The organism is Vibrio sp. R10-SG3-ISO10, from assembly GCF_059834185.1.
In genome coordinates this window covers 125,270-151,062 of record NZ_JCBDHG010000023.1, presented here as the reverse complement: position 1 = coordinate 151,062, position 25,793 = coordinate 125,270, and the positions used below count along the sequence as shown (strand labels likewise).

The window sequence follows — 25,793 nt, the reverse complement described above, 5'->3', positions numbered from 1 at the left end:
TGTTCTATGTTACATATCGTTAAAACGGTTCAAGCACTAGAAGATGTGAGCCGAGTAGCTACTGAAACAGACAAAGTGTTGCTGGTGGAACAAGCTGTATATGCAGCGAACCCCCAGCACAACGCTTTTCCAAGTGTGAAAGGACTCAATACATCAGTGTTAGAGGCTGATATTGAGGCGCGCGGAATTGCCAATCGAATCAGCCCTTCTATTGTTCGAGTGGACTTTGAAGGCTTTGTTGAACTGACCGTTGAACAGCCCAATTCTATAACGTGGGAATAGTTTCATTTCCCTACTATCCCGTGTCGTTTTCCTTTTACACTTATTTCGCCAATATTGAGCAAAAAAGATCCGTATATTTCTTGACACACCTCTCACCTCTGAATAGAATTTTGCGTCCCTAAGTGCCACTGGCAGTTAGGGATAGATTTTTCACAAAGCTTACTTTCAAGTAAATCAGGAGCTAGTTAATGGCAACTATTAACCAGTTGGTACGTAAGCCTCGTGCAAAGCAAGTTGTTAAAAGCAACGTGCCTGCACTAGAAGCGTGTCCACAAAAACGTGGTGTATGTACTCGTGTTTACACTACTACACCTAAAAAACCTAACTCAGCACTTCGTAAAGTATGTCGTGTTCGTCTAACGAACGGCTTCGAAGTGACTTCGTACATCGGTGGTGAAGGTCACAACCTTCAAGAGCACTCAGTTGTTCTAATCCGTGGCGGTCGTGTAAAAGACCTTCCGGGTGTACGTTACCACACAGTTCGCGGCGCACTAGACTGTGCTGGCGTTAACGACCGTAAGCAAGGTCGTTCTAAGTACGGTGTTAAGCGTCCAAAATCTTAATGGTATCCGTTAAGTAAGGCCAAACACTAAATTATTTTTAATTTTTGAAGAAACTGAAAAGTTTTGGATAACCTGAAGAAGACAACGGAGAAAATCCATGCCACGTCGTCGCGTCATCGGTCAGCGTAAGATCCTTCCAGATCCAAAGTTCAAATCTGAACTGCTGGCAAAATTCGTTAACATCCTAATGGTTGACGGTAAGAAATCTACTGCAGAGAAAATTGTTTACACTGCACTAGATGCAATGGCTGAGAAATCTGGTAAAGATCACTTAGCTGTATTTGAAGAAGCTCTTGAAAATGTTCGCCCAGCGGTAGAGGTTAAATCTCGCCGTGTAGGTGGTTCAACTTACCAAGTACCTGTAGAAGTACGTCCGGTTCGCCGTAACGCACTTGCTATGCGTTGGTTGGTTGAAGCTGCGCGCAAGCGTGGTGAAAAATCTATGGCTCAACGCCTAGCTGCTGAAATGCTAGACGCGTCTGAGAACAAAGGTACTGCGGTTAAGAAACGTGAAGACGTTCACCGCATGGCTGACGCAAACAAAGCGTTCGCACATTACCGTTGGTAATACCTTTCAGTGCCGCGGGAACCCTCGCGGCGCTACTCTAGTTCCTATGCGCAAGCCTAGGAACTATTGCTATATCTAGGGCCTGTGAAAATTGGTCTATTATGGATAAAAACTGCCTAGAAATAGCAATAGTCCCTAATTCAAGAGGATTCAATCGTGGCTCGTAAAACACCTATTGAGCGCTACCGTAATATTGGTATCGTCGCTCACGTAGACGCAGGTAAAACAACCACAAGTGAACGTATTCTGTTCTATACTGGTCTTTCTCATAAAATCGGTGAAGTTCACGATGGCGCTGCTACCATGGACTGGATGGAGCAAGAGCAAGAGCGTGGTATCACAATCACCTCTGCGGCAACCACTACTTTCTGGCGTGGTATGGATGCACAATTCCAAGACCACCGCATCAACATTATCGATACTCCTGGACACGTTGATTTCACGATCGAAGTAGAGCGTTCACTGCGCGTACTTGATGGTGCCGTTGTTGTGTTCTGTGGTTCATCGGGTGTTGAACCTCAATCTGAAACTGTATGGCGTCAAGCTGACAAGTACCACGTTCCTCGTATGGTATTTGTTAACAAAATGGACCGTGCAGGTGCTGACTTCCTACGCGTTGTTGATCAAATCAAAAACCGTCTTGGTGCGAACCCTGTTCCTATCCAACTTAACGTTGGTGCGGAAGATGACTTCAAGGGTGTTATTGACCTAATCAAGATGAAAATGATCAACTGGAGTGAAGCTGACCAAGGTACAACCTTCACTTACGAAGATATTCCAGCGGACATGCTTGAGCTTGCTGAAGAGTGGCACAACAACCTAGTTGAGTCAGCGGCAGAAGCTAGCGAAGAGCTAATGGACAAGTATCTTGAAGAAGGCGAACTAACGGAAGCTGAAATCAAGCAAGCACTGCGTACACGCACACTAAATAACGAAATCGTACTGGCCACTTGTGGTAGTGCGTTCAAGAACAAAGGTGTTCAAGCGGTACTCGATGCAGTGGTTGAATTCTTGCCATCACCAATCGACGTTCCAGCGATTAAAGGTGTGGATGACAACGAGAAAGAAGTTGAGCGTCATGCCGACGACAACGAACCGTTCTCAGCGTTAGCATTCAAGATCGCAACTGACCCATTCGTAGGTACGCTGACCTTTATGCGTGTTTACTCTGGTGTGGTGAACTCTGGCGACGCAGTCTACAACTCTGTGAAGCAGAAGAAAGAACGCTTTGGTCGTATCGTACAGATGCACTCAAACAAGCGTGACGAAATTAAAGAAGTTCGCGCGGGCGATATTGCAGCAGCAATCGGCCTTAAAGACGTGACAACAGGTGACACGCTATGTGATCAGAACCACAAAGTGATTCTGGAACGCATGGAGTTCCCTGATCCGGTAATTCAGATCGCGGTAGAGCCTCGCTCTGTTGCCGATCAAGAAAAGATGGGTATTGCACTAGGTAAACTAGCGGCAGAAGATCCATCATTCCGCGTAGAAACGGACGACGAAACAGGTCAGACTCTGATCTCTGGTATGGGTGAGCTTCACCTAGATATCATCGTTGATCGTATGAAACGTGAATTCAGCGTTGACTGTAATGTTGGTAAACCTCAGGTTGCGTACCGTGAAACAATCCGTGGCAGCGCGGAAGTTGAAGGTAAATTTGTACGTCAATCTGGTGGTCGTGGTCAGTATGGTCACGTATGGATCAAACTGGAGCCATCTGAACCTGGCGAAGGTTTTGTCTTTGTTGACGAAATTGTGGGTGGTGTTGTTCCTAAGGAATACATCAGCTCGGTAGCGAAAGGTATCGAAGAGCAAATGAACAGCGGTGTTCTAGCGGGTTATCCTGTACTAGATATTAAAGCCACTCTGTTTGATGGTTCTTACCACGATGTTGACTCTAACGAGATGGCGTTTAAGATCGCTGGCTCGATGGCATTCAAGAAGGGTTCATTAGAAGCACAGCCTGTTCTTCTTGAGCCAATGATGAATGTTGAAGTAACCACTCCTGAAGATTGGATGGGTGATGTTGTTGGTGACCTGAACCGCCGTCGCGGTATGATCGAAGGTATGGACGATGGTGTGGCTGGTATTAAGATCATCCGCGCTCAAGTACCACTATCTGAGATGTTTGGTTACGCAACGGACCTACGTTCTGCAACTCAAGGCCGTGCGTCTTACTCTATGGAGTTTAACGAGTACGCTGAAGTACCGAAAAACTTTGCAGATAAAATCATGGCGGACCGTGGTTACGTATAAACGCCTTGAACTGAAAAAAAAGTCTAGCTTTTTTTAAAGATCAATGCGTCCAAATATTGCGCTGACATGCGTTGGCGCATAAAATAGCAAATTCTGGCGCGTCTCGATCAATTCGGATCGTGGCGAATCATAACTAGGAAGGAACACGATCGTGTCTAAAGAAAAATTTGAACGTACTAAACCGCACGTTAACGTTGGTACTATCGGCCACGTTGACCACGGTAAAACAACTCTAACTGCTGCAATCTGTACTACTCTTTCAAAAGTGTACGGCGGTGAAGCGAAAGACTTCGCATCTATCGATAACGCTCCAGAAGAGCGTGAGCGCGGTATCACAATCGCAACTTCTCACGTTGAGTACGACACTCCAACTCGTCACTACGCACACGTAGACTGTCCAGGACACGCGGATTATGTTAAAAACATGATCACAGGTGCTGCACAGATGGACGGTGGTATCCTAGTTGTTGCTGCGACAGATGGCCCAATGCCACAAACTCGTGAGCACATCCTACTAGGCCGTCAGGTTGGTATCCCATACATCATCGTATTCATGAACAAATGTGACATGGTTGACGATGAAGAGCTACTAGAACTAGTAGAAATGGAAGTTCGTGAACTTCTATCTGAGTACGATTTCCCAGGTGATGACCTACCAGTTATCCAAGGTTCTGCACTAGGCGCACTAAACGGCGAAGAGCAGTGGGAAGCGAAGATCGTTGAGCTTGCAGAAGCACTAGATTCTTACATCCCAGAGCCAGAGCGTGCAATCGATCAGCCATTCCTAATGCCTATCGAAGACGTATTCTCTATCCAAGGTCGTGGTACAGTAGTTACTGGTCGTATCGAGCGCGGTATCCTAACTGTAGGTGACGAAGTAGAAATCGTTGGTATCAAAGAGACAACAGTAACTACATGTACTGGTGTTGAGATGTTCCGTAAGCTTCTAGACGAAGGTCGTGCGGGTGAGAACGTTGGTGCACTTCTACGTGGTACTAAGCGTGACGAAGTAGAGCGTGGTCAAGTACTAGCGGCTCCTAAGTCAATCAACCCACACACTAAGTTCGAATCAGAAGTATACGTACTGTCTAAAGATGAAGGTGGTCGTCACACTCCATTCTTCAAAGGCTACCGTCCACAGTTCTACTTCCGTACAACTGACGTAACTGGTAACATCGAGCTACCAGAAGGCGTAGAAATGGTAATGCCAGGCGATAACATCAAGATGACTGTTGAACTAATCGCTCCAATCGCGATGGACGAAGGTCTACGTTTCGCAATCCGCGAAGGTGGCCGTACAGTTGGTGCTGGTGTTGTTGCTAAGATCTTCGACTAATTCTTCGGGATTAATTGAAATCTTGCACACTTCTTCTTTTTTGAAGAACGCGCATTAGAAAAGGGAAGCTTCGGCTTCCCTTTTTCGTTTTTGGTTATAAGGATTGGTGTGCTTTAACTCCTCTAACTTACTGAAAAGACTTTATCATTTTTTTATGCTCATTTCTCTGCTGTTTAAGTCCTTGATACTCTTCACCTCTCGCTAGACAGATATAACAAAATGTTCTGATGATTCCCTCAATACAACTGGTAACGATAACAATTCTTGTTTATATTTGTTCTCGCAAGTGGTAAGTGGAAGTATTTTTTATGTTCGTATGTCTTTGTCATGGGATTTCAGATAAGAAAATTAGGAAGTTAGCGATTGATGAAGGCGTAACTGATATTAAAGGAATCAAGAAATGCACCGCGCTGGGTAGCCAATGTGGTAAGTGCATTAAGATGACCAAAGAAATTTTAGCTGAAACAGAGTACTTACAAGTGAAACAAGCCAGCTGATTTATCGCTGAGCCTTTTTGACACCTTCTTATTTGGAACTAGATTTAAAAGAGCCAAAGAGGAGGGCTTATGTCATGAAAGGCGATCCAATCATAATCCAACATCTCAATAAAGTGCTCGGTAATGAGCTTATCGCTATCAATCAATATTTCCTGCACGCAAGAATGTATAAAGACTGGGGTCTTAAGCATTTAGCAGAAAAGGAATATCACGAATCTATAGATGAAATGAAGCATGCGGATCATTTGATCGAGCGAATCCTATTTCTTGAAGGGCTACCGAACCTGCAAGATCTTGGTAAGCTGATGATCGGTGAAGATGCCAAAGAAATGCTCGAATGCGACTTAAAGCTTGAGATGGCCGCTATTCCAGATTTGAAAAACGCTATTGCCTATGCGGAAGATATTCACGACTACGTATCCCGCGATCTGTTCCAAGATATCCTAGAAGACGAAGAAGAGCATGTTGATTGGCTTGAGACACAGCTTGGCTTGATTGACATGACAGGTATTCAAAACTACCTACAAGCGCAGTACGTGGATGAGGATGACGATTAGTTACATCCTGAAGTGATTAAAAAATCCCTGACCCAGTCAGGGATTTTTTACTTTGGTTAGCCAAATAAGATTAGCCCCCAACTGACCACCACAAGAGATAGAGCGACAAAGACAGCGGCAGAGCCGATATCTTTCGCACGTCCGCTCAGTTCGTGATACTCGGACCCAACGCGGTCGACAACCGCCTCGATTGCTGAGTTGAGTAGTTCAACCAAAACCACAATGAACAGCGTCGCTATCATGACCACTTGTTCAAGTTTTGTCACTGGGAGGAAAAAGGTCGCTGTCGCCATAATGATCAGCAATACCACCTCTTGGCGAAATGCGGCTTCGTAACGCCATGCTGCCGTTAACCCTTTAATTGAGTAACCAGTAGCGTCAATAATTCGTTTGATACCGGTTGCACCTGGCTTCATTGGTTTTCTCCTTGGGTTAAACAAGTGGCAAATATATCAAGTTCTGCGTTGTACTCGCTGGTCTCGATATCCATCAATCCCAGCACAGAGTGGAAGAAGTTATCATGAGATAGCTTTTCATTCGATACTTTCTGCATACATTGTTCATCAAGCTGATGTTTAGTGACAAATTTGTCTGACATCCAGGTAACCATGGGCACATGAGTCTGATGTTTGGGTGCAATAGAGGCGGGCATGCCGTGGAGGTAGACACCATTCTCACCCAAAGACTCACCGTGATCAGAGACATACAACATGGCGGTGTTGAACTTGTCGTCATGTGATTTGAGCTTATCGATGAGCTGGCTTAGTAGGTAATCGGTGTAGAGCAGTGAATTGTCGTAAGTATTCATTAACTCTTCGCGACTACAATTTTGGATGTCTGCCGTATCACAGGTTGGGGCAAACATTCTAAACTCTTCGGGATAGCGCTTATAGTAGGTAGGGCCGTGACTACCAAGCAAGTGCAGGACAATAACTCCGTCGGTATCCAGTGAGTTAATGTGCTCATCGAGCCCTTCAAGCAGAATCCCATCAAAGCAAGTTCCCCACTGGCAATACGTCTCTTGTACTTTCACTTGTTCGTGGCCATCAACATAGGTAATACGGTCACACGCCCCTTTGCAGCCACTATTGTTGTTCTTCCACAATACATCGACACCCGCATGTTCGAGGATATCCACGACGCTATCTTGTCTGCGTGCTTTAGAAGCGTTGTAAGAGGATTTGGTCATATTGGAGAACATGCATGGCACAGATACAGCAGTGCAGGTACCGCAAGAGGTGACGTTAGGGTAATTGATCACCCCTTCTTGCTTGGCTAAGAAGGCATTGGTTTGTTTTTCATAGCCATTAAAAGAGGAGTTTTCTGCACGTGCGGTTTCCCCGATCACCAATACGACTAGATTTTTACGTTGGTTATCTTGGTTGCGGTTAACGGCGTCAGTGCCAATTTGAACATAAGGTAGATTTGCTTCGTACCAGCGTTTGTTCACAACGCGCGTTGTGGCCGTTATATAGTTGGTTGGGTTTAAAGCAGAGCCAAGCTCACTGTTGTTGCGTAGCAGTGATGCGTAGTCTTTAAAGTAGACCGAAGCGATACAAGCAACAACTAAAACAGATACCATTAAGCTAGCGAGTTTTAGCAGTAGCTCTTTTCCTAGGTGACGGAATTCAACTTGAACTCGGCTAAGCAACAATAAAGGTAAGATCGCAAGGGCGAAGAACCAAATGAAGGCTGATAAAGAAAGGTAGCTCGTGGCTTCATGGGCGTCTGTTTCAACAACACTGACAATCATCCCATAGCTAAGTACGATTCCGTACTGGTGCATCGCGTAAGTAGCCGCTGCCGAGATAAGTATAATTAAGCTAACGACAATGCGATGGATAAATGGCCAAGTCAGTAGCGTGAAGAGAACGTTCATGACCGCTAATACAACAATTGGCAGTGTGAGCTTTAGTCCCCATGATGCGTCAGGCATAGTGGCAAAGATAGAATGGACTCTTTCCCATAACGCTATGTTTTGAAACAGAGTAAAAAATAGGGCGATTACCAGAGTATAGGTAACGCTGCTCATGCGTATCTTCATTATTATCACCAGTAGGTAAGATGTCATACCAAATGAAATTTGCCGACATTATCCATATTGGTGATAGAATGTGAAGATGGTTTGATGTCAAGTTTTTGCTAATTAGGCTTAAAGTTAATAGCTGTGAATACGTTGTTTGTTGGTAGGTAAGCTGTCTTAATATTTTACACGCCAAGCAATGCCTATTGTTATTGCTCTATATTTCCATGGCAGAGAAAGGCTAGTGTTTCTAGGTTATGAAAGATAAACCGGCTAGCTTCTTTTTCTCTTGCTTAAACTGCTTTCTTTCTGTACTATTCGTGCTCCTTAAAACTCGGTCAATTATCTTTAGTTCCTTGCTTCCTCTGGACGACCGGGCCATTTGTGGAAGCTGAATAATCCGTAAGGAGCAACCAATGCGTCATTACGAAATCGTATTCATGGTGCACCCAGATCAAAGCGAGCAAGTTGCTGGCATGATCGAGCGTTACACTGGTTCAATCACTGAAGCTGGCGGTACTATCCACCGTCTAGAAGACTGGGGCCGCCGTCAACTGGCTTACCCAATCAACAAGCTTCACAAAGCTCACTACGTTCTAATGAACGTTGAAGCTGACCAAGCTGTAATTGATGAGCTAGAAACTGCTTTCCGTTTCAACGATGCAGTTCTACGTAACATGATCATGCGTACTAAAGCGGCTATCACTGAGCAATCTATCATGCTTAAGCAGAAAGAAGAGCGTGCTCCTCGTCGCGAAGAGCGTGCTGAAGCTAAGCCAGAAGCAGCTGCTGAGTAATAAATCTTATGACCAATCGAATGGAGCTCTCTGGCACCATTGCCAAACCGCCCATTCGTAGTAAAAGCCCTAGTGGCATAGAACACTGTCGATTTTGGTTAGAGCATCGCTCTACTGTTATCGAAGCTGACTTACCGAGACAAGTTTATTGTCGTATGCCGGTTGTTGTTAGCGGGCAAAGGTCACAAGCATTAACTCAGAATTTAGTACAAGGCAGTAGCATTAAGGTAGGTGGCTTTGTCACTTATCAAACCGGCCGAAATGGCGTTGGTAAATTAGTGCTTCATGCCGACAACATTACTCAAATTTAAGATCAGGAGATAGCCCATGGCTCGTTTCTTCCGTCGTCGTAAATTCTGCCGTTTCACTGCAGAAGGCGTACAAGAGATTGATTACAAAGACGTAGCAACTCTTAAAAACTACATCACTGAAGCTGGTAAAATCGTACCTAGCCGTATCACTGGTACAAGCGCTAAGTACCAACGTCAACTAGCTCGCGCTATCAAGCGTTCACGCTACCTAGCTCTACTTCCGTACACTGACAAGCATCAGTAATCGGTTCGTTTTATAAAGAGGAATTAAACAATGCAAGTTATTCTACTTGATAAAATCGGTAAACTAGGTGCTCTAGGCGAAACTGTAAACGTTAAATCTGGCTACGCTCGTAACTTCCTTATCCCTCAAGGTAAAGCAGTTATGGCAACTAAAGCTAACGTTGAAATGTTCGAAGCACGTCGTGCTGAACTAGAAGCTAAAGCTGCTGAGCAACTAGCTGCTGCAGAAGCACGCGCTGAAAAGATCAACGCTCTTGAAGCTGTTGTTCTAGCGTCTAAAGCTGGTGACGAAGGTAAACTATTCGGTTCTATCGGTACTCGCGACATCGCTGACGCAATCACTGCAGCTGGCGTTGAAGTTGTTAAGAGCGAAGTTCGTCTTCCTGAAGGCGCACTACGTAACATCGGTGAGTTCGAGATCAGCGTTCAACTTCACTCTGAAGTTTTCGCGTCAGTTAACCTACAAGTTGTTGCTGCTGAATAATTCAGTATCAAGACGTATTTTAAAAGCACCTCTTAGAGGTGCTTTTTTTATATCTGTAGGAAAGTCAGGGCCTTTAAAGCTAGAAGGCAAATAGTAGATTGACTGAAAACATGCTGTCTGCTTTAAACAGTCCTTCTGGTACTTTATCGTGGTATTGGCGAGAGTAAGCCAGCTTCAGTGCGATCGTTTCTGTAATATTATTGGATACGCTTAAGTCGGTATCTGTTCGGGTGTTACTTCGCCCCGAGACGACAGTCACGGAGGCTGTCACTGAAAGATTTTCTAGCGCTTGCCATTTGGTGTTGAGATTGCCACGAAATATCCCTTCTTGAACCGTATCAGGAAAGATGATGTCGTCATCATCGATTTCATCTTTATTGGGCTCCTGATAGCGAAAACCGGGGCCAAACTCGAACTCCAGTAAGAAGGTTTCTGTGTTGGCAAATTGATAACCCAGACCGCCTGACAAGGTGTAATCTTTAAAGTAAGCGCTGTAACGTGAGTCAACACCATTGAAACTGCCATAAAGATAGGACTTAGGGCCTAACTTATAGTCGCTCTGGGCGCTGTAGCTTGATTGACGTTTATCTTCTTCACCATCTTTGTACAAAAGATAGTACTTCCACTCACCGTTAGTACGGTGGCGGCCTTTGACATACTCAGCACTGAGTCGAGAGTTCAGTGAGCGGGAGTCTGAGTTTCCGCTGTGTGACTGGTAGCCAAACTCAACTTCTGAGCTCCAAGGGGAAGGAAGTTCAATATCCGTTTTGCTATGTCCTTCATCATCGGCATGGGCGAGCATAGAGCTCATAAGACCTGCACTCATTAGCCAAAATTTAGACACTCACTACCTCTATATTGATGAAACGAATGGCGCAATAGTAGATTTAAATTGACTGAATACCGTCAGCAATAGGTTAATTCTACATTAGAACTCTACAAAGTAACGCATTAGTAAAGACAAGCGCTGCATTCTCGTTATAATTAGCGATCTATAGCAAGTTGTTGAGCAAACCCATGGCCGAAGCGAAAGTAGATAATCGAAACAAAAAGTTTAACGATGCACAAGTTGATGCGATAAAAGTTCCTCCCCATTCGTTAGAGGCAGAGCAATCTGTCATCGGTGGTCTACTTCTTGATAATGAACGCTGGGACACCGTTGCAGAACGTGTCGTTGCTAAAGATTTCTATAGTCGTCCGCATCGCCTTATCTTTGAGGGCGTTAAAGCTATCCTTGAAGATAATAAACCGCTCGACCTCATCACTCTGTCCGAGTTTCTCGAACTGCGTGAGCAGCTCGAAGATGTAGGTGGTTTTGCTTATCTTGCTGACCTAGTTAAGAACACACCGAGTGCGGCCAATATCAATGCTTATGCCGAGATTGTTGCTGAGCGAGCTTTGGTTCGCGACCTGATTGGTGTGGCCAACGAAATTGCGGATGCTGGTTATGACCCTCAAGGGCGTGGTTCTGAAGACTTGCTCGATCTTGCTGAAAGTAAAGTTTTTGCCATTGCTGAGTCTAGAACCAACGAGAACGAAGGTCCGCAAAACGTCGATAACATCCTTGAGAAAACCCTCGAACGTATCGAACTACTATACAAAACGCCGCAAGATGGTGTAACGGGTGTTGATACCGGCTTTACTGACCTCAATAAAAAGACCGCCGGTCTACAAGGCTCTGACTTAGTGATTGTCGCCGCGCGTCCATCTATGGGTAAAACTACTTTTGCGATGAACTTGTGTGAAAACGCAGCTATGGTGCAAGAAAAGCCCGTGCTGATTTTCTCGCTGGAGATGCCTGCGGAACAGATCATGATGCGTATGCTGGCTTCGCTTTCTCGTGTCGATCAAACCAAGATTCGTACTGGTCAGCTTGATGACGAGGATTGGGCGCGTATTTCTTCTACCATGGGAATCCTAATGGAGAAGAAGAACATGTACATCGATGACAGTTCAGGCTTAACTCCGACGGAAGTACGTTCTCGTGCTCGCCGTATTGCTCGTGACCACGGCGGTTTATCGATGATCATGGTCGACTACCTTCAGTTAATGCGTGTGCCTGCGTTGTCTGATAACCGTACCTTGGAAATCGCTGAAATTTCTCGCTCACTTAAAGCGCTAGCAAAAGAATTGAATGTCCCTGTGGTGGCACTTTCTCAGTTGAACCGTTCCCTAGAGCAACGTGCTGACAAACGCCCAGTCAACTCGGACCTTCGTGAATCAGGCTCTATCGAGCAAGATGCCGACTTGATCATGTTTATCTATCGTGACGAAGTATATAACCCAGACAGTTCAATGAAAGGCACGGCAGAAATCATTCTTGGTAAGCAACGTAACGGTCCTATCGGCTCGGTTCGCTTAACCTTCCAAGGCCAATGGTCACGCTTTGATAACTACGCAGGTCCTGCGTTTGATATGGATGACGAATAACGCATGAGCTACATGAAAGCAGCGACGGCGTTTATTAATCTCGAAGCGTTAGAGCACAATCTAAAACAGATTAAACAGCAAGCCCCAAACAGCAAAGTCATGGCGGTTGTGAAGGCTAATAGCTATGGTCATGGCCTGCGTCATATTGCTAAGAACGCTAAAGGCGCTGATGCTTTTGGCGTTGCCCGTATAGAAGAAGCGTTGCAGTTAAGAGCGTGCGGCGTAGTTAAACCCATTTTATTGCTTGAGGGTTTTTACTCTCAAGGAGACCTACCTGTTCTGGTTACCAACAATATTCAAACCGTGGTTCACTGCGAAGAGCAGCTACAAGCGCTCGAACAAGCAGATCTTGAGGCACCAGTGGTTGTTTGGCTCAAGATTGATAGCGGAATGCATCGCTTGGGTGTCAGACCAGAACAATATGCAGAGTTTGTTACGCGCTTAAAAGCATGCCGCAATGTGGCTAAGCCACTGCGCTATATGAGCCATTTTGGTTGTGCTGATGAGTTAGATAAAGCTACCACCAATGAGCAAACCGAGCTGTTCCTAACTTTGACCGAAGGGTGTGAAGGGGAGCGTTCATTGGCTGCATCAGCTGGACTGCTTGCTTGGCCTGATAGCCAGCTAGACTGGGTTCGCCCTGGGATAATCATGTACGGCGTTTCTCCGTTTAATGATAAAACTGCAGAGCAGATGGGCTATCAACCAGTGATGACACTGAAATCGCATCTCATAGCGGTACGTGATGTTAAAGCCGGTGAAAGCGTCGGTTATGGCGGAATTTGGACTAGTGAACGTGATACTAAAGTTGGTGTGATTGCGATTGGCTATGGTGATGGTTACCCAAGAACGGCGCCAAATGGCACGCCCGTGTTGGTCAATGGACGTAAAGTGCCGATTGCAGGCCGAGTCTCAATGGATATGCTTACCGTTGATCTGGGGGTTGATGCACAAGATAAAGTAGGCGATGAAGCGATCCTATGGGGCAAAGACCTCCCCGCAGAAGAGGTAGCTTGCCATATAGGTACTATTGCTTACGAACTGGTGACTAAGCTAACGTCACGCGTTGATATGGAATACTCCAACTGATTATGTATCAAAAAATCACGACAGTGCTGGCCTTAAGTGCCAGCCTTTTTGTCTCAAGCCCAGCATTAAGTGAAGAAAAAGATTCGGCTTTCCTACCGTTTTACTTCAGTACTGAAACTCTAGGTAATACTGTTGGTATTGCAGGGGTTGCAAAGGGGGTAGGGCAACCACAAGCGGCCTTGTTTGGTGCGGCCTTGTACACAGACAAAAAAAGCTATGTAACGTTTCTTTCGGCTTTTAACTACGCACTGACTGATCAGCTATTAGTTAGCTCCCAACTGTATAAAGCGCAATTTAATCAAAATCCTTACTACATCGGTGATCAAGGCAACAACGATTCAGTAGCGAGTGATAAGACGATCACTAATGGCTTAGAGCAGAACTACGAAGTAGAGTTTAAGTACCTATTACCCTGGGGTAATGTTGCACAAAATGGTCTACTTGGTGTCTTTCAGCCTATTCGCGATGTTAGCTTTGCCTCACCACTTGAGTCCGGGGTGAGCTCCATTAGCCTGACTCCTTTTTACTCCTCGCGCCGACTAGACATCAATAATACCACCGAGAAATCGACTGGATTTGAACTGATTCTTGATTGGGACAATCGCGATAGTGTGCGTAACCCAACCAAAGGCTCACACACGGCGCTGACGACGACGGTTGGGGCACAAAGCTGGCAAAGTGAAGACCGCTGGACCAAGGTTGAGTTTCAAAATAGCCAGTACTATGCGTTAGGTCCATTGGGTGACCTATTTGATCAACAAGTCCTCGCATTTGATTTTTATACGGCTGATACTCCCAACTGGAACAATGAACGCCCCCCGGAGCAAGAACAGGTTAGTTTAGGTGGGTTGTATCGATTACGCGGCTATACCAGCGGGCGATTCCATGGGCGCAGTGCTGTGCATTATTCTGCCGAGTATCGAGTGATCCCTGAATGGCAGCCTCTCGATGAGATCCCACTGATCAATTATTATGACTTACCATGGTGGCAATGGGTATTTTTTGCCGAAGCGGGTCGAGTTGCTGATCAATACGATCTTAAGACGCTGCATAAAGACATGAAATGGAATTTAGGTGGAGCAGTGCGCTTCCAAGTAGAAGGGATCGTTGTACGCGCAGAGTACGCACAAGGCGCTGATGAAGGCACTTTCAGGGTGATGATCAACCAGCCTTTTTAGGACAACTAATCAAACGGAGCCGATGGCTCCGTTTTTTATATGCTTAGTACTGCTCGCCTTGTAAGGTTGCGATAATTGTCCGGCTGCCGCCGTAATCGCGATGCTCTCCCAAATAGACTCCCTGCCATGTCCCGAGTGCCAGTCTGCCCTGACTAATCGGAATCATCACACTACAGCCTAATGTCGAGGCTTTAATATGAGCGGGCATATCATCATCCCCTTCGTAGGTGTGTTTGTAATACGGTGCACGCTCTGGAACAGAGTGATTGAAGTGCTTTTCCATATCGTGTCTCACGGTTGGGTCAGCGTTTTCATTGATGGTTAAGCTTGCCGAGGTATGCTGAATAAATAACTGTAATAAACCGACAGAATAGCCAGATATTTGAGGTAATTGTTGTTCAATTTCATCGGTAATTAGATGAAATCCACGTTGCTTGGCTTGGAGTTGAATGATTTTTTGAGTCCACATATGGATGTCTGCTTACAATTTGAACTTGAGCTCTCGTTAAGCTTGCTCTAGGTTAGTGATACAATCCTAAACGCTCATATGACGTTTGTTTAGTTTTGAAGCAGGGAACGTGACCTAACTCAATGTGAGTGAGGGTCGCCTACGTCATAATGTGCGCTTGAAAAAAAATTACAAAGTCTTGTTTTGTGGCATTTTGCCCTAACATACCTAATATTATTATTTTGCTTAATCGGGGATTCCACCAGTTTTCGCTAGGCTGTATGGAATAAAACCTACTGTAACATCGGGATAGTAACCATGTTGAAAAATATCAATCCAACGCAAACACAAGCTTGGAACGCGCTAACAGCGCACTTCGAATCTGCACAAGATATGGATCTAAAAGATCTGTTTGCACAAGATGCAGCACGTTTTGATAAATTCTCTACGCGTTTCGGCAATGACATTCTAGTTGATTACTCTAAAAACCTAATCAATGAAGAAACCATGAAGCACCTGTTCGCATTAGCAAATGAGACTGAACTTAAAGCTGCAATCGAAGCGATGTTCAGTGGTGAAGCGATCAACCAAACAGAAGGTCGTGCAGTGCTTCATACTGCACTACGTAACCGTAGCAATAAGCCTGTAATGGTTGGTGGCGAAGATGTGATGCCAGCGGTCAATGCAGTGCTAGAAAAAATGAAATCGTTCACTGAGCGTGTTATCGGCGGTGAGTGGAAAGGCTACACAGGTAAAGCGATTACTGACGTAGTAAACATCGGTATTGGTGGCTCTGACTTAGGTCCTTACATGGTGACGGAAGCGCTTGCACCATACACAAATCATCTAAACCTACACTTCGTTTCTAACGTTGATGGCACTCATATCGTAGAGACGCTTAAGAAAGTAAACCCAGAAACGACACTATTCTTGGTTGCATCTAAGACGTTTACCACGCAAGAAACCATGACCAACGCACACAGTGCACGTGATTGGTTCCTTGAATCTGCAGGTGATGAAGCGCACGTAGCTAAGCACTTTGCTGCACTATCAACGAATGCTCCAGCAGTTTCTGAGTTTGGTATCGACACTGACAACATGTTTGAGTTCTGGGACTGGGTTGGTGGTCGTTACTCGCTATGGTCAGCGATCGGCCTTTCGATTGCACTAGCCGTTGGTTACGACAACTTTATTGAGCTACTTGATGGCGCTCATGAAATGGATAACCACTTTGCGTCGACTGAGCTAGAAAGTAACATCCCAGTTATCCTTGCTCTAGTTGGTCTATGGTATAACAACTTCCACGGCGCTGAGTCTGAAGCAATCTTGCCATACGATCAGTACATGCACCGTTTTGCTGCTTACTTCCAGCAAGGCAACATGGAATCTAACGGTAAGTATGTGGACCGTGACGGTAACGCAGTGACTTACCAAACTGGCCCAATCATCTGGGGGGAACCAGGTACTAATGGTCAGCACGCGTTCTACCAACTAATTCACCAAGGCACTAAGCTGATCCCATGTGACTTCATTGCTCCTGCTCTAAGCCACAACCCTGCTGGCGATCACCACCAGAAGCTAATGTCTAACTTCTTTGCTCAAACAGAAGCACTAGCATTTGGTAAAGATGAAGCAACAGTGAAAGCTGAATTTGCCAAAGCAGGTAAGAGTGAAGAAGAAGCGGCGACACTAACACCGTTCAAAGTATTTGAAGGTAATCGCCCAACTAACTCAATCCTAGTGAAGCAAATTACTCCGCGTACGCTAGGTAACTTGATTGCGATGTACGAGCACAAGATTTTTGCTCAAGGCGTTATCTGGAATATCTTCAGTTTTGACCAGTGGGGTGTTGAGCTAGGTAAACAGCTAGCTAACCAAATCCTACCTGAGCTTGCAGATGAGTCGGCAATCAGCTCACACGATAGCTCGACTAATGGTCTGATCAACGCATTTAAAGCGTTCAAAGCCTAATAGCCGTCATACTTGAAGCGGCAGCGTTGTTGACTGCGTAAGTTCACCCAAATCGAATAGAGCTCCTATGCTCATTGGGCTGAACTTACTTGTCGCCTAGCTTCCACTCCAATTATTTAGGCTATCCAAATCTTATGACGCCAACCTTAGGGTTGGCGTTTTTTGTATTGGAAAACGGGAACGGACTGCGTCCTCGGGAACGCTTTGCTACGAGATCGGGCTGCGCCCGCGAGAATCTAGAACGGGCTCCGCCCTTCGAGAGGTGCACGTTACTTGCTGAGTAGGCATCTGATACCGCGTTTTTGTTGGGGACTCACATCTCAACGGCAGAAAAAGTTGACGCCGTAACGTCAACCTTCCAAGATTTTTTCTCGCTTCTCGCTTCTCGCTTCTCGCTTCTCGCTTCTCGCTTCTCGCTTCTCGCTTCTCGCTTCTCGCTTCTCGCTTCTCGCTTCTCGCTTCTCGCTTTCCCTAAACCGTCGTATCTACACTTGGCTGAGCGTCTGTACTGGCGGTAAATTTCTGGCTTAATAGGGCAACCATTTGATCGTAATATTGCATGTTGGGTTTGTTACCAAGCAATTTACATAGCTCATTGCCAGTTGGGCTGAAACGATAGTAAAGCAAGCGTACACCTTTGCCGTGGGCTTGAAGTGAAAGCTTTTTACCTTGGTAGGTTAACGGAAGTGGAGAATCGAGCTCAATTTCCCCCGATTCTAATTCTGTTCCATGCATTAAACCGAGTTCAAATAACACTAGCAGGCTAGAGTAGGGTAGTTGAAAGTTGCCGACGTTGATATTGCCGGTGATGTTGCGCTTACCGAAATTGAAGATACCACCTTGGGCTCGATAACCGACTAGTAACTTGCGGCTGTTATCACCACCAAAACTACAGGCAAGTGCGGCGGCGCGTTGGAGAATTTGCGCTTCTTTTGGTGTCATGTCTTGCAGGACTTTCAACGCTTTCATTGACGTTGAACCAGGATTGGTCACTTCGCGTTTTAAGACCTGAGCCCATAGGCGCTGCATGGAGTGATTGTGGACTTCTTGCGCCATATCGAAAAAGCGATACAACCAATCTTGGTCAGGATCACCTGCGGTTTCATCTTTACAAGAGATATGAGCAAGCTTAAGAATTTGCTCGAGATTTTTCTGTCTTAGCTCTTTACGCTTGCGTTCACGAACCAAAGCCCGCTCAAGCATGCTTTTTTCAGGTTTTTCACTCTGTAGTAGTGCATCTAAGCCATAGGTTTGAGCAATGTTAAGCACGCGGCTGGCGCTGTCTTTGATATAACTCGACTTTTTTTCGTGTCGGTTAGATTGTTCCGATTGGTGATCAATGATTACCGGCTTGCTCGTCTCAGACATGCTATTTCCTTAGCCATCAGATGCTTAACGTTAAGTATAAACTGTACCTCGGAACGCGTAAGCCTGCCAGAAAAAGACTGTGAGCCAGTTTATAAAAATATCGCTATCATAAATGATAACAAGTTGTTAAAATTGTTATCGTTAATTTTGAGGGGCTTATGAAGTATTTCAATGAGAATAAACTGAAAAAGCACCTGTCAATTGCCCTACTGTTACTAGTTTACCTAGGTGTACTGAGCTATCTTTCTAGCTATTTGTCCTAAGATTGGCAATTAACAGGCTGCTTATTTTGATTAACAATTAGTAGTCATCGTACTCGGCGATTTCTGTGCCTTGTATGACGTAACCTGTTTGTGCTAATTCATGGCTAACTGTTTCTGTTTTTAGCGTTCCTATTACATAAATGACGTCCCAAAGCTGCTGTACTGGCGCGCCTTTAGGGAAGTTTACGTAGATAATTTGGTTTGGCGGCGGTGGTGGCACGTGGATGCATGCTCCAAAATATGGCACGAGCAGAAACTCTGTCACCATATTTGCATCCCCTTCAAGAGGGATTACAAAGCCTGGGATCTTTACCTTACTGCCGTTCAGCTCTTGCCTTACACTGCCGACCATAGATTGTTCCATACTGCCGCCAGAGTGATCGATAGCTGGCATTCCATAAGAATCAAACTGGTTGCGCTCACTTTCTGGGATGAGATCAATCCATTCTAAGGTAAGTGTGTCTTCTGCGTGAGTACTGAAGCTTGCTAGACCTAAGGTCATCACAGTCATCAGTATCATGAGTAGTCTTTTCATAATCTAAACTCTTATTGTCATACCGTCGCTGAGCGATTGGCGATATGCTCTAAATGCGGGAATAAAGCCGATAATAGTACCTGCCAGTTGCACTGCCGCCAACAACATCCATTCATAGTGAGATAAAGCGCTCATCTGCAGGTTAATGCCATAACTTTGTTGAATTATTGGCCCAGCAACCGTGAGCATGGCGTATAGGCCGATAATCCCAACCAGTAAGCCTATAAACGTTAGGACACTCGCTTCCAAAATCAACAGGCTAAATACATGCCTTGGTCTTGCTCCCATAGCGCGTAGGATGGCCATTTCTCGACGACGCTCTTGCAAGCTAGTGAGCAGGCTCGACAACATACCGAGTAAACCTGCGACAACGACAAATATCGATACTGCCATTAACGCTTGTTCAGCCACCGACATCATGCCCCACAATTCATGTAGAGCAACGCCTGGAAGAATCGCGCTGAGCGGTTCTTTGGGATAAGTATTGATTTGTCTCTGCAAGGCGAAAGTTTGTATCTTAGATTTTAAACCAAGCAACATAGCGGTGATCTGCTTTGGTTGGAATTTCATTGCTTCCAATTGTTCTGCGCTTGGGTTGTTACCTAAGTTTGCGCCTGACTCCCAGCCCACATGAATAGCTTCGATGGCTTCCAATGAAACGTGCACGGTTTTATCGACTGGTGTCCCCGTAGGAGCCAAGATTCCAACCACTCTAAATGGGGTATTGTCATGACGACTAAAGCCCACATCGCTGATGCCATGGGCAATGATCATTTCGCTGCCGATGGTGTAGTCCAAGGAACGCGCGACCTCGGCACCAATCACGGCGTCAAAAAGTCCTTCAAATGGTTTGCCTTGGCTAAACGCGAGGTTCTGCTTCTGACCATAACGATAATGCTCAAAGTAGCTATGGTTGGTCCCCATGACTCGAAAGCCTTTGTGGGAGTCGCCAAGTGAAATTGGAATTGCCCACTTTACCGCGCGATGTTGGCTAAATTCCTGATAACTCTTCCAATCAATATTGTTGGTTGCATTACCGATGCGAAACACTGAATAAAGCAACAGATTCACTTGACCAGAACGACCACCAACAATCAAGTCAGTGCCAGAAATCGTATTGGCAAAACTGTCTTTTGCTTGTGTGCGAATACGTTCGACCCCAAGTAATAAAATGACCGAAATCGCCACCGTTAGGATAGTAAGAATGGCGGTGACTTTACGGTTGCGCACACTTTTCCAAGCTAGGGTAAGCGTCGGTGTCATTGGTGACCTCCTGCTTGGTTTAACTGTTGAAGATTAATGGTGCGATCAAATAGCGGTTCTAATGTCGGGTCATGGCTTACAAATAGTAGCGTTGACTCAGCTTGGTTCACTTGGTCAAGTAACAGCTCGATAAAGGCGGTACGGTTGTCATAATCGAGTGATGACGTTGGCTCGTCTGCGATGATCACTTTGGGTTTACCGATCAGGGCGCGCGCTGCCGCGACTCTTTGTTGTTGTCCAATACTGAGTTCAACGACAGGTTTATCGAGCAGCTCAGAGGGTAAACGCAGTTTTTCGAGCAATTGCTTAGCATTAGAGAGCAAATCTCCGTCGAGTTGCTGACGGCGTAAGGTAGAAAACTGACAAGGTAAGGTGACGTTTTCAATCACGCTTAAATATGGCAGCAAGTTAAACTGTTGAAAAATATAACCGATATGGTTGGCGCGAAATTTGTCTCGTCGGCTACCTGACATTTGCGTCAGGTTTTCGCCTAATACAGCCACTTGTCCGGAAGTAGCCGTGTTTATCCCTGTTAGTAAGCCAAGCAGCGTTGACTTACCACATCCACTAGGTCCTTTAATGAATAGGTGTTCGCCCTGTTGAATCGTTAGAGAGGGGATCTCTAGTGTGGCAGACTCATTACCTGGCCAAGTAAATTGGACTTGATTGAGTTCAACCACAGGTCGATGGCATTTAGTATCCATTATTTGTTTCCAATCGTGAGAGAGGAGCGGCTCAGCATGGCTAAGCCGCTTTGTCTATTAAAGAGAAATCTTAGTCTCGCCTTTGCCAAGCTCAAGAGCAGCTTGTTTGGTATCAGTTAGCACGTTGATTTTTAATGACTCTGTACTTGGGAACTGTGAGAACCACTGAGTTTCAATGCTGCTTAGTTTCGTCACGTCGCTGCAATCGAAGTGGTATTCAATTGTGAACTCCCCATGGCCGCCGTGCTCATGATCGTGGTCTTCGTGGTGGTCATGGTCTTTATGATTATCGTGGTCATGATCGTGACCTTCGTGATTATGGCCATCTTCATGCTTGTCTTTATCATGAGCATGTTCATCATGGTGGTCGTGGTCGTGGTCGTGGTCGTGGTCGTGGTCGTGGTCGTGGTCGTGGTCGTGGTCGTGGTCGTCATGATGATCGTGACCTTTGTGATCGTCATGGTCATCACCACCTAGTGTATGGCTAACCGATTGGTGTTCAACTTTACAACCTGCTGCTTTAGCAAGCGTGAAAATGTTAGAAGCTTGCTCCAATTTTGCTACAGCATCTTCAAGCTGATGTTTTTGCTCATCCGTTTTTGGAGCGTGCTCAAAACCAACCACATCGGCGCCTGGAGCAGTGATCTCCATAAGCAGCTCATTGCCATCTTGGGCAATATTAATTTCCACTTGACCGTGCACATGCGCACCGTGTTGACGGTAGCCTTCTTCTGCATGCGCCATTGAGCTAATTGCTAGTGTGATTCCTAGAGCGATTGGAGTTACGTTTTTCATTTTAAGTCCTGATTATAAATTTGAGTAATGTTGTGCTATCCACCTAATGTGAATACGATTTATTGCAAATGATGAATCAATATCAGGACAGTGGTGGTGAACGTGGCAAGTAAGCAAAACTCACTGCCTCATTGTAGTGATATGCCGTAAATGGAGAAAAGTACTCACTGACTGTCGGTGCAGTGATGATAAGGGATGCGGGAGCTGCACCATGTAGTCCGCTGGCAAACAGCTGGCAGTGATGCTCTTTGTGGTGTGCTGAAGAGAGATCGTACTGATGATCAATAAACGCAAAGTTGAGCCATAGCACAAGGACGATTGCTAAAAATGCAAGCGCTGAAATGCGTTGGAGAAGAAAGCGATTTTGAAGCACGATGAAAGCACGATACAGAAAGTGGAGTTGTTATACTATAACAACTCCACTTCAAAGGGGGAAGTAAACTAAACTTTGTTTAAAGGTTTTGTTTGACTAGTGTAAGTACTTGTTGAATCTCGCTTTCATCTAGCGCGCCTTCTTTTACAAACAGTACTTTACCTTGTTTATCTTGCACTATGATCGCAGACGACTCTTCAGCCAGTTGCCAAGCGTTGGCTACCGTACCGTCCTCATCGAGCACCATTGAAGACCAAGGGAACTCTTTTTTGCTGTCTTCCGCCGAAGATTTAACAAATGATCCCGTACCCCAAATCGAATCATCTTGGTTAATGATCGATGTGGTCTGGTAGTTTTGCTCCGGGAATTTAGCCGCAGTAATTGCCGCCATTAACGGAGCATTGAGTTCTTTCGAGCTGCTGCGTCCCGCAATAGCTTGAATGACGCGAACTTTGCCTTGCATATTGGTCGTCGCCCAAGCTTGGAAAGCGGTTTTATCTCCTTGCAGAACGATTTCACCATGGCTTGCTACCGCCACTTCAGGCACGGCTTGCCCGACAGTGATGTTGTGAGCAAAAGCGAAAGCTGGAGAGCACGCGATTGCCAGAGTAAGAAGGGTTTTATTTTTCATTATGTTATTTCCTTTTGAATGTGCGCAAAAAGTATATACCCAAATTTAAGGTGCGGAGAAAACTCTCTCAGATAACACTGGTCTGATGTCACATTGTTAACAAAATGCTATACATTAAATACGCATCCGGTATAATACCTACGAGTTCTAAGGAATAGAACCAAGCAATCAGTTCGAATTGCATCACAAAAGGATATTGGAGTCGTTATGCTGCGTGAATTTACTATTTATCGTCCTCGTCAAGTTGCTCGTTTTGTTAAAACTTTGTTTAAAGGACAGTTTGTTATCTCTGGGGTTGGCAAGTTTACTTTCGACAATGGAAAAGTTTTACTGCCAGACGTGAAAGATCCACAAAAGTTAACTACCTATAAAGAGATCAATCAGGCGATTGCTTTATTGCCAGTCTAAATTTTGGTTCTCTACCAAATTACGAATTATTGAAAAGTCGCCTCATTGGCGGCTTTTGTCGTTTATAGCCGGTATGACATTGCCAACCCTTCCTTCCTCTTACTTGCCGCTTCTTTACTTCAATGAGTAAAACTTTCACGCCAACAGGTTGAATTTGCGACTATATTGTTAATAAGCAACATTGTGCTTATTAATAACAAACGACAATCAAACGTGACTAGTGGCTATGGACCCTCTTTTTATTCTGTTATGTACGCTACTTGTCCTCTTGATGCAGGTTGGTTTTCTGTTTCTAGAGGCAGGCACGGTACGTAAAAAAAACACTGCTAATGTGGCTGCCAAAAACCTTATCGATTTGGCGGTGGTCCTGATCCTTTATTGGCTCGTTGGCTACGGTGTTATGTTTGGTGAATCGATGGACGGTTATCTAGGGACTAGCCACTTTTTACTTGGTAATTTTGAAGGTTTAGATGAGGGAGCATTCTTTGTCTTTCAAATGGTGTTTTGTGCAACTTCGGTGACGATCATTTCTGGGGCAATTGCCGAAAGAGGAAGTTTAAAGGGTTACATTGCCTTATCCATTTTCGTCGCCGCTGTTGTTTATCCTGTTATTGGGCATTGGGTGTGGAGTGACAATGGATGGCTTGCACAACGAGGCTTCGTTGATTTTGCTGGTTCGACAGTGGTCCATTCTGTCGGTGGTTGGGCGGCGCTAGCGGCGATCATGATTATTGGACCTAGGCTGAATCGGTTTGTCGAAGGACATAATTTTAACCACAGCAGTTTAGTACAAAGTGTCGCAGGGGTGGTTTTTCTATGGATAGGTTGGCTTGGCTTTAATGCGGGTAGCTCACTGCATTTTGACGCTAACGTGTTCAATATTGTCCTCAATACCATTCTAGCGGGGGCGGCTGGTGGTCTTACGTCAGCAATGTACTCTTTACATAAAACCAATAGAGTACACATTCCTAACTTCTACAACGGCATCTTATCAGGGTTAGTCTCCATTACCGCAAGCTGTAATTTTGTTGATGGCCTTTCATCGGTGCTTATTGGCTCACTCGGCGCTTTGATTTCACTTTCGGTTGGTCGACTGTTAGTGATGAAAAAGATTGATGATGTGGTTGATGCAGTGCCTGTCCATCTAGCAAGTGGCATCTGGGGCACTATCGCCTTAGCGCTGTTTGTTCCTAAGTCGGTGATTACAGATACCTTGCTGATGAGCGATAGAATGGAGTTACTATGGAGCCAGGTATTTGGTGTCAGTGTCGTGGCGGCATTCGTATTTCCTCTCTGTTACCTTGTTTTCTCTCTGATAAACAAGGTACTTCCTCTTCGCGTTGGACAAGAAGAGGAGATCGTCGGGCTGAATATTTCGTCTCACCAAGCCAGCAGCGATCTCTATGACTTGGTTACTGTGATGCAAAATCAGGAAGAGAGCGGTGATTTCAGCCAGCGTGTCGATTATGACCCAACGTCAGAGATTGGCATGATTGCCCGCCAATACAATCGAGTCCTTTCTCGTTTTGAAACTGCTTTGGTCAAAGCAACCCAAAAACACAGTGCATTATTGCAAACTAACCAAAGACTTAAATCGATGGAATCACGAGTACAAAAAAGTGAAAAGCTTTCAAGCCTTGGTCAGATAAGCTCGGGATTAGTACGGGAGATAAACGAACCGATTGGTTATGTGCTGAGTAATATCAAAACACTTAAAGACTACAATAAATTTTTTAAGTTGTTGGTTATTGAATACAAAGCGTTTGCTGCCACCGTTTCTCAACACCCTGTGGTGGCTAATGAAGTGCTGCAACGGATTGATAAAATATGTGAAGAGGAAGATTTAGAGTTTGTCCTCGAAGATAGTGAAGAGCTAATCGATGCCACATCTGAGGGGGCGAGTAAAATAGAGAAGATCCTGTCGAATGTGCGTACATTCTCAGAGTTCGGAGATGAGAAATTTGAGCTTAAAGACGTCAATGTTCTGGTTTCTGCTGCGGTGGAAAAAGTCGCTGCCACTTTGCCACTGAGCTGTAAATTGCTTGAATCTTATGAGGCAAAATTACCTATGGTCTCTTGTAGCCCATATCAAATCGAGCAGTTGTGCAGTAACGTTCTCTTGAATTCTATTCAGGCCATCGGTGAAGATCGTGGCGCAATAAAAGTCACCACTAGCAACGAAGGTAATCATGTGGTTGTGTCGATTATCGACAGTGGTGTGGGCATTAAGGAAGAATACCAAACTAAGGTGTTTGAGCCATTTTTCACAACGTTTGGTAGTCAAGGTCATGCAGGGCTAGGACTATCGATTTGTTATGGAATCGCCACCAATCACGGTGGCTCGTTAAGTTTATTGAGTAAACAGGCAAAAGGAACCAAAGTGACCTTGCGCCTACCAATGCCACTTGATGAGTGAT

Annotated in this window: 28 protein-coding genes; 17 read left to right on the top strand and 11 right to left on the bottom strand. The window is 45.2% G+C overall.

Annotated elements, in window-relative coordinates; translation table 11 throughout:
- Positions 1-6: 6 nt before the first annotated feature.
- From tusB to bfr, 7 genes are all read left to right on the top strand, one after another.
- A complete protein-coding gene (gene tusB / locus AC6R16_RS18980; protein ID WP_500675446.1) occupies positions 7-282 on the top strand; it encodes a sulfurtransferase complex subunit TusB in 276 nt (91 codons plus the stop codon).
- Positions 283-470: 188 nt separating this feature from the next.
- The gene (gene rpsL, locus AC6R16_RS18975; protein ID WP_004399892.1) at positions 471-845 is read left to right on the top strand and encodes a 30S ribosomal protein S12; all 375 of its coding nucleotides are present in this window, start codon (positions 471-473) and stop codon (positions 843-845) included.
- A 97-nt stretch (positions 846-942) separates the two neighbouring features.
- Positions 943-1,413 carry a 30S ribosomal protein S7 gene (gene rpsG, locus AC6R16_RS18970; protein ID WP_004415829.1) on the top strand — a complete coding sequence of 157 codons (471 nt, stop codon included), beginning with the start codon at positions 943-945 and terminating at the stop codon, positions 1,411-1,413.
- A 156-nt stretch (positions 1,414-1,569) separates the two neighbouring features.
- Entirely contained in the window at positions 1,570-3,672 is a 2,103-nt protein-coding gene (gene fusA / locus AC6R16_RS18965; RefSeq protein ID WP_500675445.1) for an elongation factor G, read from the top strand.
- A 151-nt stretch (positions 3,673-3,823) separates the two neighbouring features.
- The gene (gene tuf, locus AC6R16_RS18960; RefSeq protein ID WP_038550586.1) at positions 3,824-5,008 is read left to right on the top strand and encodes an elongation factor Tu; all 1,185 of its coding nucleotides are present in this window, start codon (positions 3,824-3,826) and stop codon (positions 5,006-5,008) included.
- Between the two features lie 308 nt (positions 5,009-5,316).
- The gene (locus AC6R16_RS18955) at positions 5,317-5,505 is read left to right on the top strand and encodes a (2Fe-2S)-binding protein (RefSeq protein ID WP_004747097.1); all 189 of its coding nucleotides are present in this window, start codon (positions 5,317-5,319) and stop codon (positions 5,503-5,505) included.
- Between the two features lie 74 nt (positions 5,506-5,579).
- Positions 5,580-6,062, top strand: a complete 483-nt coding sequence (bfr, locus tag AC6R16_RS18950; protein ID WP_069667385.1) for a bacterioferritin — start codon at positions 5,580-5,582, stop codon at positions 6,060-6,062.
- Between the two features lie 56 nt (positions 6,063-6,118).
- Here bfr and AC6R16_RS18945 read toward each other — a convergent pair whose 3' ends face one another.
- Together AC6R16_RS18945 and AC6R16_RS18940 are read right to left on the bottom strand one after the other, a co-directional pair.
- Complete coding sequence (locus AC6R16_RS18945) at positions 6,119-6,478, bottom strand: diacylglycerol kinase (RefSeq protein ID WP_425666127.1); 360 nt, start codon at positions 6,476-6,478, stop codon at positions 6,119-6,121.
- Complete coding sequence (locus AC6R16_RS18940) at positions 6,475-8,106, bottom strand: phosphoethanolamine transferase (RefSeq protein ID WP_500675444.1); 1,632 nt, start codon at positions 8,104-8,106, stop codon at positions 6,475-6,477. Before AC6R16_RS18940 ends, AC6R16_RS18945 begins: the two co-directional genes overlap by 4 nt.
- A 395-nt stretch (positions 8,107-8,501) precedes the next feature.
- Between AC6R16_RS18940 and rpsF the strand changes: the two genes are divergently transcribed.
- The 4 genes from rpsF to rplI are packed head-to-tail and all read left to right on the top strand — an operon-like array spanning position 8,502 to position 9,920.
- Positions 8,502-8,882 carry a 30S ribosomal protein S6 gene (rpsF, locus tag AC6R16_RS18935; RefSeq protein WP_004747103.1) on the top strand — a complete coding sequence of 127 codons (381 nt, stop codon included), beginning with the start codon at positions 8,502-8,504 and terminating at the stop codon, positions 8,880-8,882.
- A gap of 8 nt (positions 8,883-8,890) precedes the next feature.
- Positions 8,891-9,193 (top strand): primosomal replication protein N, encoded by a 303-nt coding sequence (priB, locus tag AC6R16_RS18930; RefSeq protein ID WP_049844443.1) that lies wholly within the window; start codon positions 8,891-8,893, stop codon positions 9,191-9,193.
- 16 nt (positions 9,194-9,209) lie between these two features.
- Positions 9,210-9,437: a 30S ribosomal protein S18 gene (gene rpsR / locus AC6R16_RS18925; RefSeq protein WP_000090472.1), complete on the top strand. Its 228-nt coding sequence runs from the start codon at positions 9,210-9,212 to the stop codon at positions 9,435-9,437.
- A 30-nt stretch (positions 9,438-9,467) separates the two neighbouring features.
- Positions 9,468-9,920 (top strand): 50S ribosomal protein L9, encoded by a 453-nt coding sequence (rplI, locus tag AC6R16_RS18920; RefSeq protein WP_004747108.1) that lies wholly within the window; start codon positions 9,468-9,470, stop codon positions 9,918-9,920.
- Between the two features lie 79 nt (positions 9,921-9,999).
- On the opposite strand, the gene AC6R16_RS18915 is transcribed toward rplI, so the two are convergent.
- Positions 10,000-10,722 (bottom strand): DUF481 domain-containing protein, encoded by a 723-nt coding sequence (locus tag AC6R16_RS18915; RefSeq protein ID WP_050809771.1) that lies wholly within the window; start codon positions 10,720-10,722, stop codon positions 10,000-10,002.
- Positions 10,723-10,937: 215 nt separating this feature from the next.
- On the opposite strand from AC6R16_RS18915, the gene AC6R16_RS18910 reads away from it, so the two are divergent.
- Genes AC6R16_RS18910 through AC6R16_RS18900 form a run of 3 tightly spaced genes read left to right on the top strand, consistent with a single transcriptional unit; the run spans position 10,938 to position 14,617 of the window.
- A complete protein-coding gene (locus AC6R16_RS18910) occupies positions 10,938-12,350 on the top strand; it encodes a replicative DNA helicase (protein ID WP_004747112.1) in 1,413 nt (470 codons plus the stop codon).
- Positions 12,351-12,353: 3 nt separating this feature from the next.
- A complete protein-coding gene (gene alr, locus AC6R16_RS18905) occupies positions 12,354-13,439 on the top strand; it encodes an alanine racemase (RefSeq protein ID WP_500675443.1) in 1,086 nt (361 codons plus the stop codon).
- Between the two features lie 2 nt (positions 13,440-13,441).
- Complete coding sequence (locus AC6R16_RS18900) at positions 13,442-14,617, top strand: BamA/TamA family outer membrane protein (protein WP_500675442.1); 1,176 nt, start codon at positions 13,442-13,444, stop codon at positions 14,615-14,617.
- A 43-nt stretch (positions 14,618-14,660) separates the two neighbouring features.
- On the opposite strand, the gene AC6R16_RS18895 is transcribed toward AC6R16_RS18900, so the two are convergent.
- Complete coding sequence (locus AC6R16_RS18895) at positions 14,661-15,086, bottom strand: secondary thiamine-phosphate synthase enzyme YjbQ (RefSeq protein WP_500640465.1); 426 nt, start codon at positions 15,084-15,086, stop codon at positions 14,661-14,663.
- Between the two features lie 297 nt (positions 15,087-15,383).
- Between AC6R16_RS18895 and pgi the strand changes: the two genes are divergently transcribed.
- Positions 15,384-17,036, top strand: a complete 1,653-nt coding sequence (pgi, locus tag AC6R16_RS18890) for a glucose-6-phosphate isomerase (RefSeq protein WP_500675441.1) — start codon at positions 15,384-15,386, stop codon at positions 17,034-17,036.
- A gap of 471 nt (positions 17,037-17,507) precedes the next feature.
- On the opposite strand, the gene AC6R16_RS18885 is transcribed toward pgi, so the two are convergent.
- The 7 genes from AC6R16_RS18885 to AC6R16_RS18855 all read right to left on the bottom strand — a co-directional run bounded on the left by AC6R16_RS18885 (position 17,508) and on the right by AC6R16_RS18855 (position 22,968).
- Positions 17,508-18,404: a TIGR03899 family protein gene (locus tag AC6R16_RS18885; protein ID WP_500675440.1), complete on the bottom strand. Its 897-nt coding sequence runs from the start codon at positions 18,402-18,404 to the stop codon at positions 17,508-17,510.
- Positions 18,405-18,704: 300 nt separating this feature from the next.
- Entirely contained in the window at positions 18,705-19,178 is a 474-nt protein-coding gene (locus AC6R16_RS18880; protein WP_500675487.1) for a DUF3299 domain-containing protein, read from the bottom strand.
- 27 nt (positions 19,179-19,205) lie between these two features.
- Entirely contained in the window at positions 19,206-20,465 is a 1,260-nt protein-coding gene (locus AC6R16_RS18875; protein ID WP_500675439.1) for an ABC transporter permease, read from the bottom strand.
- Positions 20,462-21,169, bottom strand: coding sequence for an ABC transporter ATP-binding protein (locus AC6R16_RS18870; RefSeq protein WP_500675438.1), 708 nt, complete (start codon positions 21,167-21,169; stop codon positions 20,462-20,464). The genes AC6R16_RS18875 and AC6R16_RS18870 overlap by 4 nt, the downstream gene beginning before the upstream one ends.
- Positions 21,170-21,226: 57 nt before the next feature.
- The gene (gene zrgA / locus AC6R16_RS18865) at positions 21,227-21,964 is read right to left on the bottom strand and encodes a zinc uptake protein ZrgA (protein ID WP_500675437.1); all 738 of its coding nucleotides are present in this window, start codon (positions 21,962-21,964) and stop codon (positions 21,227-21,229) included.
- 82 nt (positions 21,965-22,046) lie between these two features.
- Positions 22,047-22,337: a DUF2607 family protein gene (locus tag AC6R16_RS18860; RefSeq protein ID WP_500640471.1), complete on the bottom strand. Its 291-nt coding sequence runs from the start codon at positions 22,335-22,337 to the stop codon at positions 22,047-22,049.
- Positions 22,338-22,416: 79 nt separating this feature from the next.
- The gene (locus tag AC6R16_RS18855) at positions 22,417-22,968 is read right to left on the bottom strand and encodes a YtfJ family protein (protein ID WP_500675436.1); all 552 of its coding nucleotides are present in this window, start codon (positions 22,966-22,968) and stop codon (positions 22,417-22,419) included.
- 207 nt (positions 22,969-23,175) lie between these two features.
- Between AC6R16_RS18855 and AC6R16_RS18850 the strand changes: the two genes are divergently transcribed.
- Both AC6R16_RS18850 and amt read left to right on the top strand, forming a co-directional pair.
- Positions 23,176-23,376 (top strand): DUF1107 family protein, encoded by a 201-nt coding sequence (locus AC6R16_RS18850; RefSeq protein ID WP_004747146.1) that lies wholly within the window; start codon positions 23,176-23,178, stop codon positions 23,374-23,376.
- 226 nt (positions 23,377-23,602) lie between these two features.
- Positions 23,603-25,792 (top strand): ammonium transporter, encoded by a 2,190-nt coding sequence (amt, locus tag AC6R16_RS18845; RefSeq protein WP_500675435.1) that lies wholly within the window; start codon positions 23,603-23,605, stop codon positions 25,790-25,792.
- Position 25,793: the final 1 nt, after the last annotated feature.

Excerpts from the sequence above, each read along its gene's own strand:
- tusB (WP_500675446.1), top strand. The coding sequence starts at position 7 with ATGTTACATATCGTTAAAACGGTTCAAGCACTAGAAGATGTGAGCCGA.
- rpsL (WP_004399892.1), top strand. The coding sequence starts at position 471 with ATGGCAACTATTAACCAGTTGGTACGTAAGCCTCGTGCAAAGCAAGTT.
- rpsG (WP_004415829.1), top strand. The coding sequence starts at position 943 with ATGCCACGTCGTCGCGTCATCGGTCAGCGTAAGATCCTTCCAGATCCA.
- AC6R16_RS18955 (WP_004747097.1), top strand. The coding sequence starts at position 5,317 with ATGTTCGTATGTCTTTGTCATGGGATTTCAGATAAGAAAATTAGGAAG.
- bfr (WP_069667385.1), top strand. The coding sequence starts at position 5,580 with ATGAAAGGCGATCCAATCATAATCCAACATCTCAATAAAGTGCTCGGT.
- AC6R16_RS18945 (WP_425666127.1), bottom strand. The coding sequence starts at position 6,478 with ATGAAGCCAGGTGCAACCGGTATCAAACGAATTATTGACGCTACTGGT.
- AC6R16_RS18940 (WP_500675444.1), bottom strand. The coding sequence starts at position 8,106 with ATGAAGATACGCATGAGCAGCGTTACCTATACTCTGGTAATCGCCCTA.
- rpsF (WP_004747103.1), top strand. The coding sequence starts at position 8,502 with ATGCGTCATTACGAAATCGTATTCATGGTGCACCCAGATCAAAGCGAG.
- priB (WP_049844443.1), top strand. The coding sequence starts at position 8,891 with ATGACCAATCGAATGGAGCTCTCTGGCACCATTGCCAAACCGCCCATT.
- rpsR (WP_000090472.1), top strand. The coding sequence starts at position 9,210 with ATGGCTCGTTTCTTCCGTCGTCGTAAATTCTGCCGTTTCACTGCAGAA.
- rplI (WP_004747108.1), top strand. The coding sequence starts at position 9,468 with ATGCAAGTTATTCTACTTGATAAAATCGGTAAACTAGGTGCTCTAGGC.
- AC6R16_RS18915 (WP_050809771.1), bottom strand. The coding sequence starts at position 10,722 with ATGCTCGCCCATGCCGATGATGAAGGACATAGCAAAACGGATATTGAA.
- AC6R16_RS18910 (WP_004747112.1), top strand. The coding sequence starts at position 10,938 with ATGGCCGAAGCGAAAGTAGATAATCGAAACAAAAAGTTTAACGATGCA.
- alr (WP_500675443.1), top strand. The coding sequence starts at position 12,354 with ATGAGCTACATGAAAGCAGCGACGGCGTTTATTAATCTCGAAGCGTTA.
- AC6R16_RS18900 (WP_500675442.1), top strand. The coding sequence starts at position 13,442 with ATGTATCAAAAAATCACGACAGTGCTGGCCTTAAGTGCCAGCCTTTTT.
- AC6R16_RS18895 (WP_500640465.1), bottom strand. The coding sequence starts at position 15,086 with ATGTGGACTCAAAAAATCATTCAACTCCAAGCCAAGCAACGTGGATTT.
- pgi (WP_500675441.1), top strand. The coding sequence starts at position 15,384 with ATGTTGAAAAATATCAATCCAACGCAAACACAAGCTTGGAACGCGCTA.
- AC6R16_RS18885 (WP_500675440.1), bottom strand. The coding sequence starts at position 18,404 with ATGTCTGAGACGAGCAAGCCGGTAATCATTGATCACCAATCGGAACAA.
- AC6R16_RS18880 (WP_500675487.1), bottom strand. The coding sequence starts at position 19,178 with ATGACTGTGATGACCTTAGGTCTAGCAAGCTTCAGTACTCACGCAGAA.
- AC6R16_RS18875 (WP_500675439.1), bottom strand. The coding sequence starts at position 20,465 with ATGACACCGACGCTTACCCTAGCTTGGAAAAGTGTGCGCAACCGTAAA.
- AC6R16_RS18870 (WP_500675438.1), bottom strand. The coding sequence starts at position 21,169 with ATGGATACTAAATGCCATCGACCTGTGGTTGAACTCAATCAAGTCCAA.
- zrgA (WP_500675437.1), bottom strand. The coding sequence starts at position 21,964 with ATGAAAAACGTAACTCCAATCGCTCTAGGAATCACACTAGCAATTAGC.
- AC6R16_RS18855 (WP_500675436.1), bottom strand. The coding sequence starts at position 22,968 with ATGAAAAATAAAACCCTTCTTACTCTGGCAATCGCGTGCTCTCCAGCT.
- AC6R16_RS18850 (WP_004747146.1), top strand. The coding sequence starts at position 23,176 with ATGCTGCGTGAATTTACTATTTATCGTCCTCGTCAAGTTGCTCGTTTT.
- amt (WP_500675435.1), top strand. The coding sequence starts at position 23,603 with ATGGACCCTCTTTTTATTCTGTTATGTACGCTACTTGTCCTCTTGATG.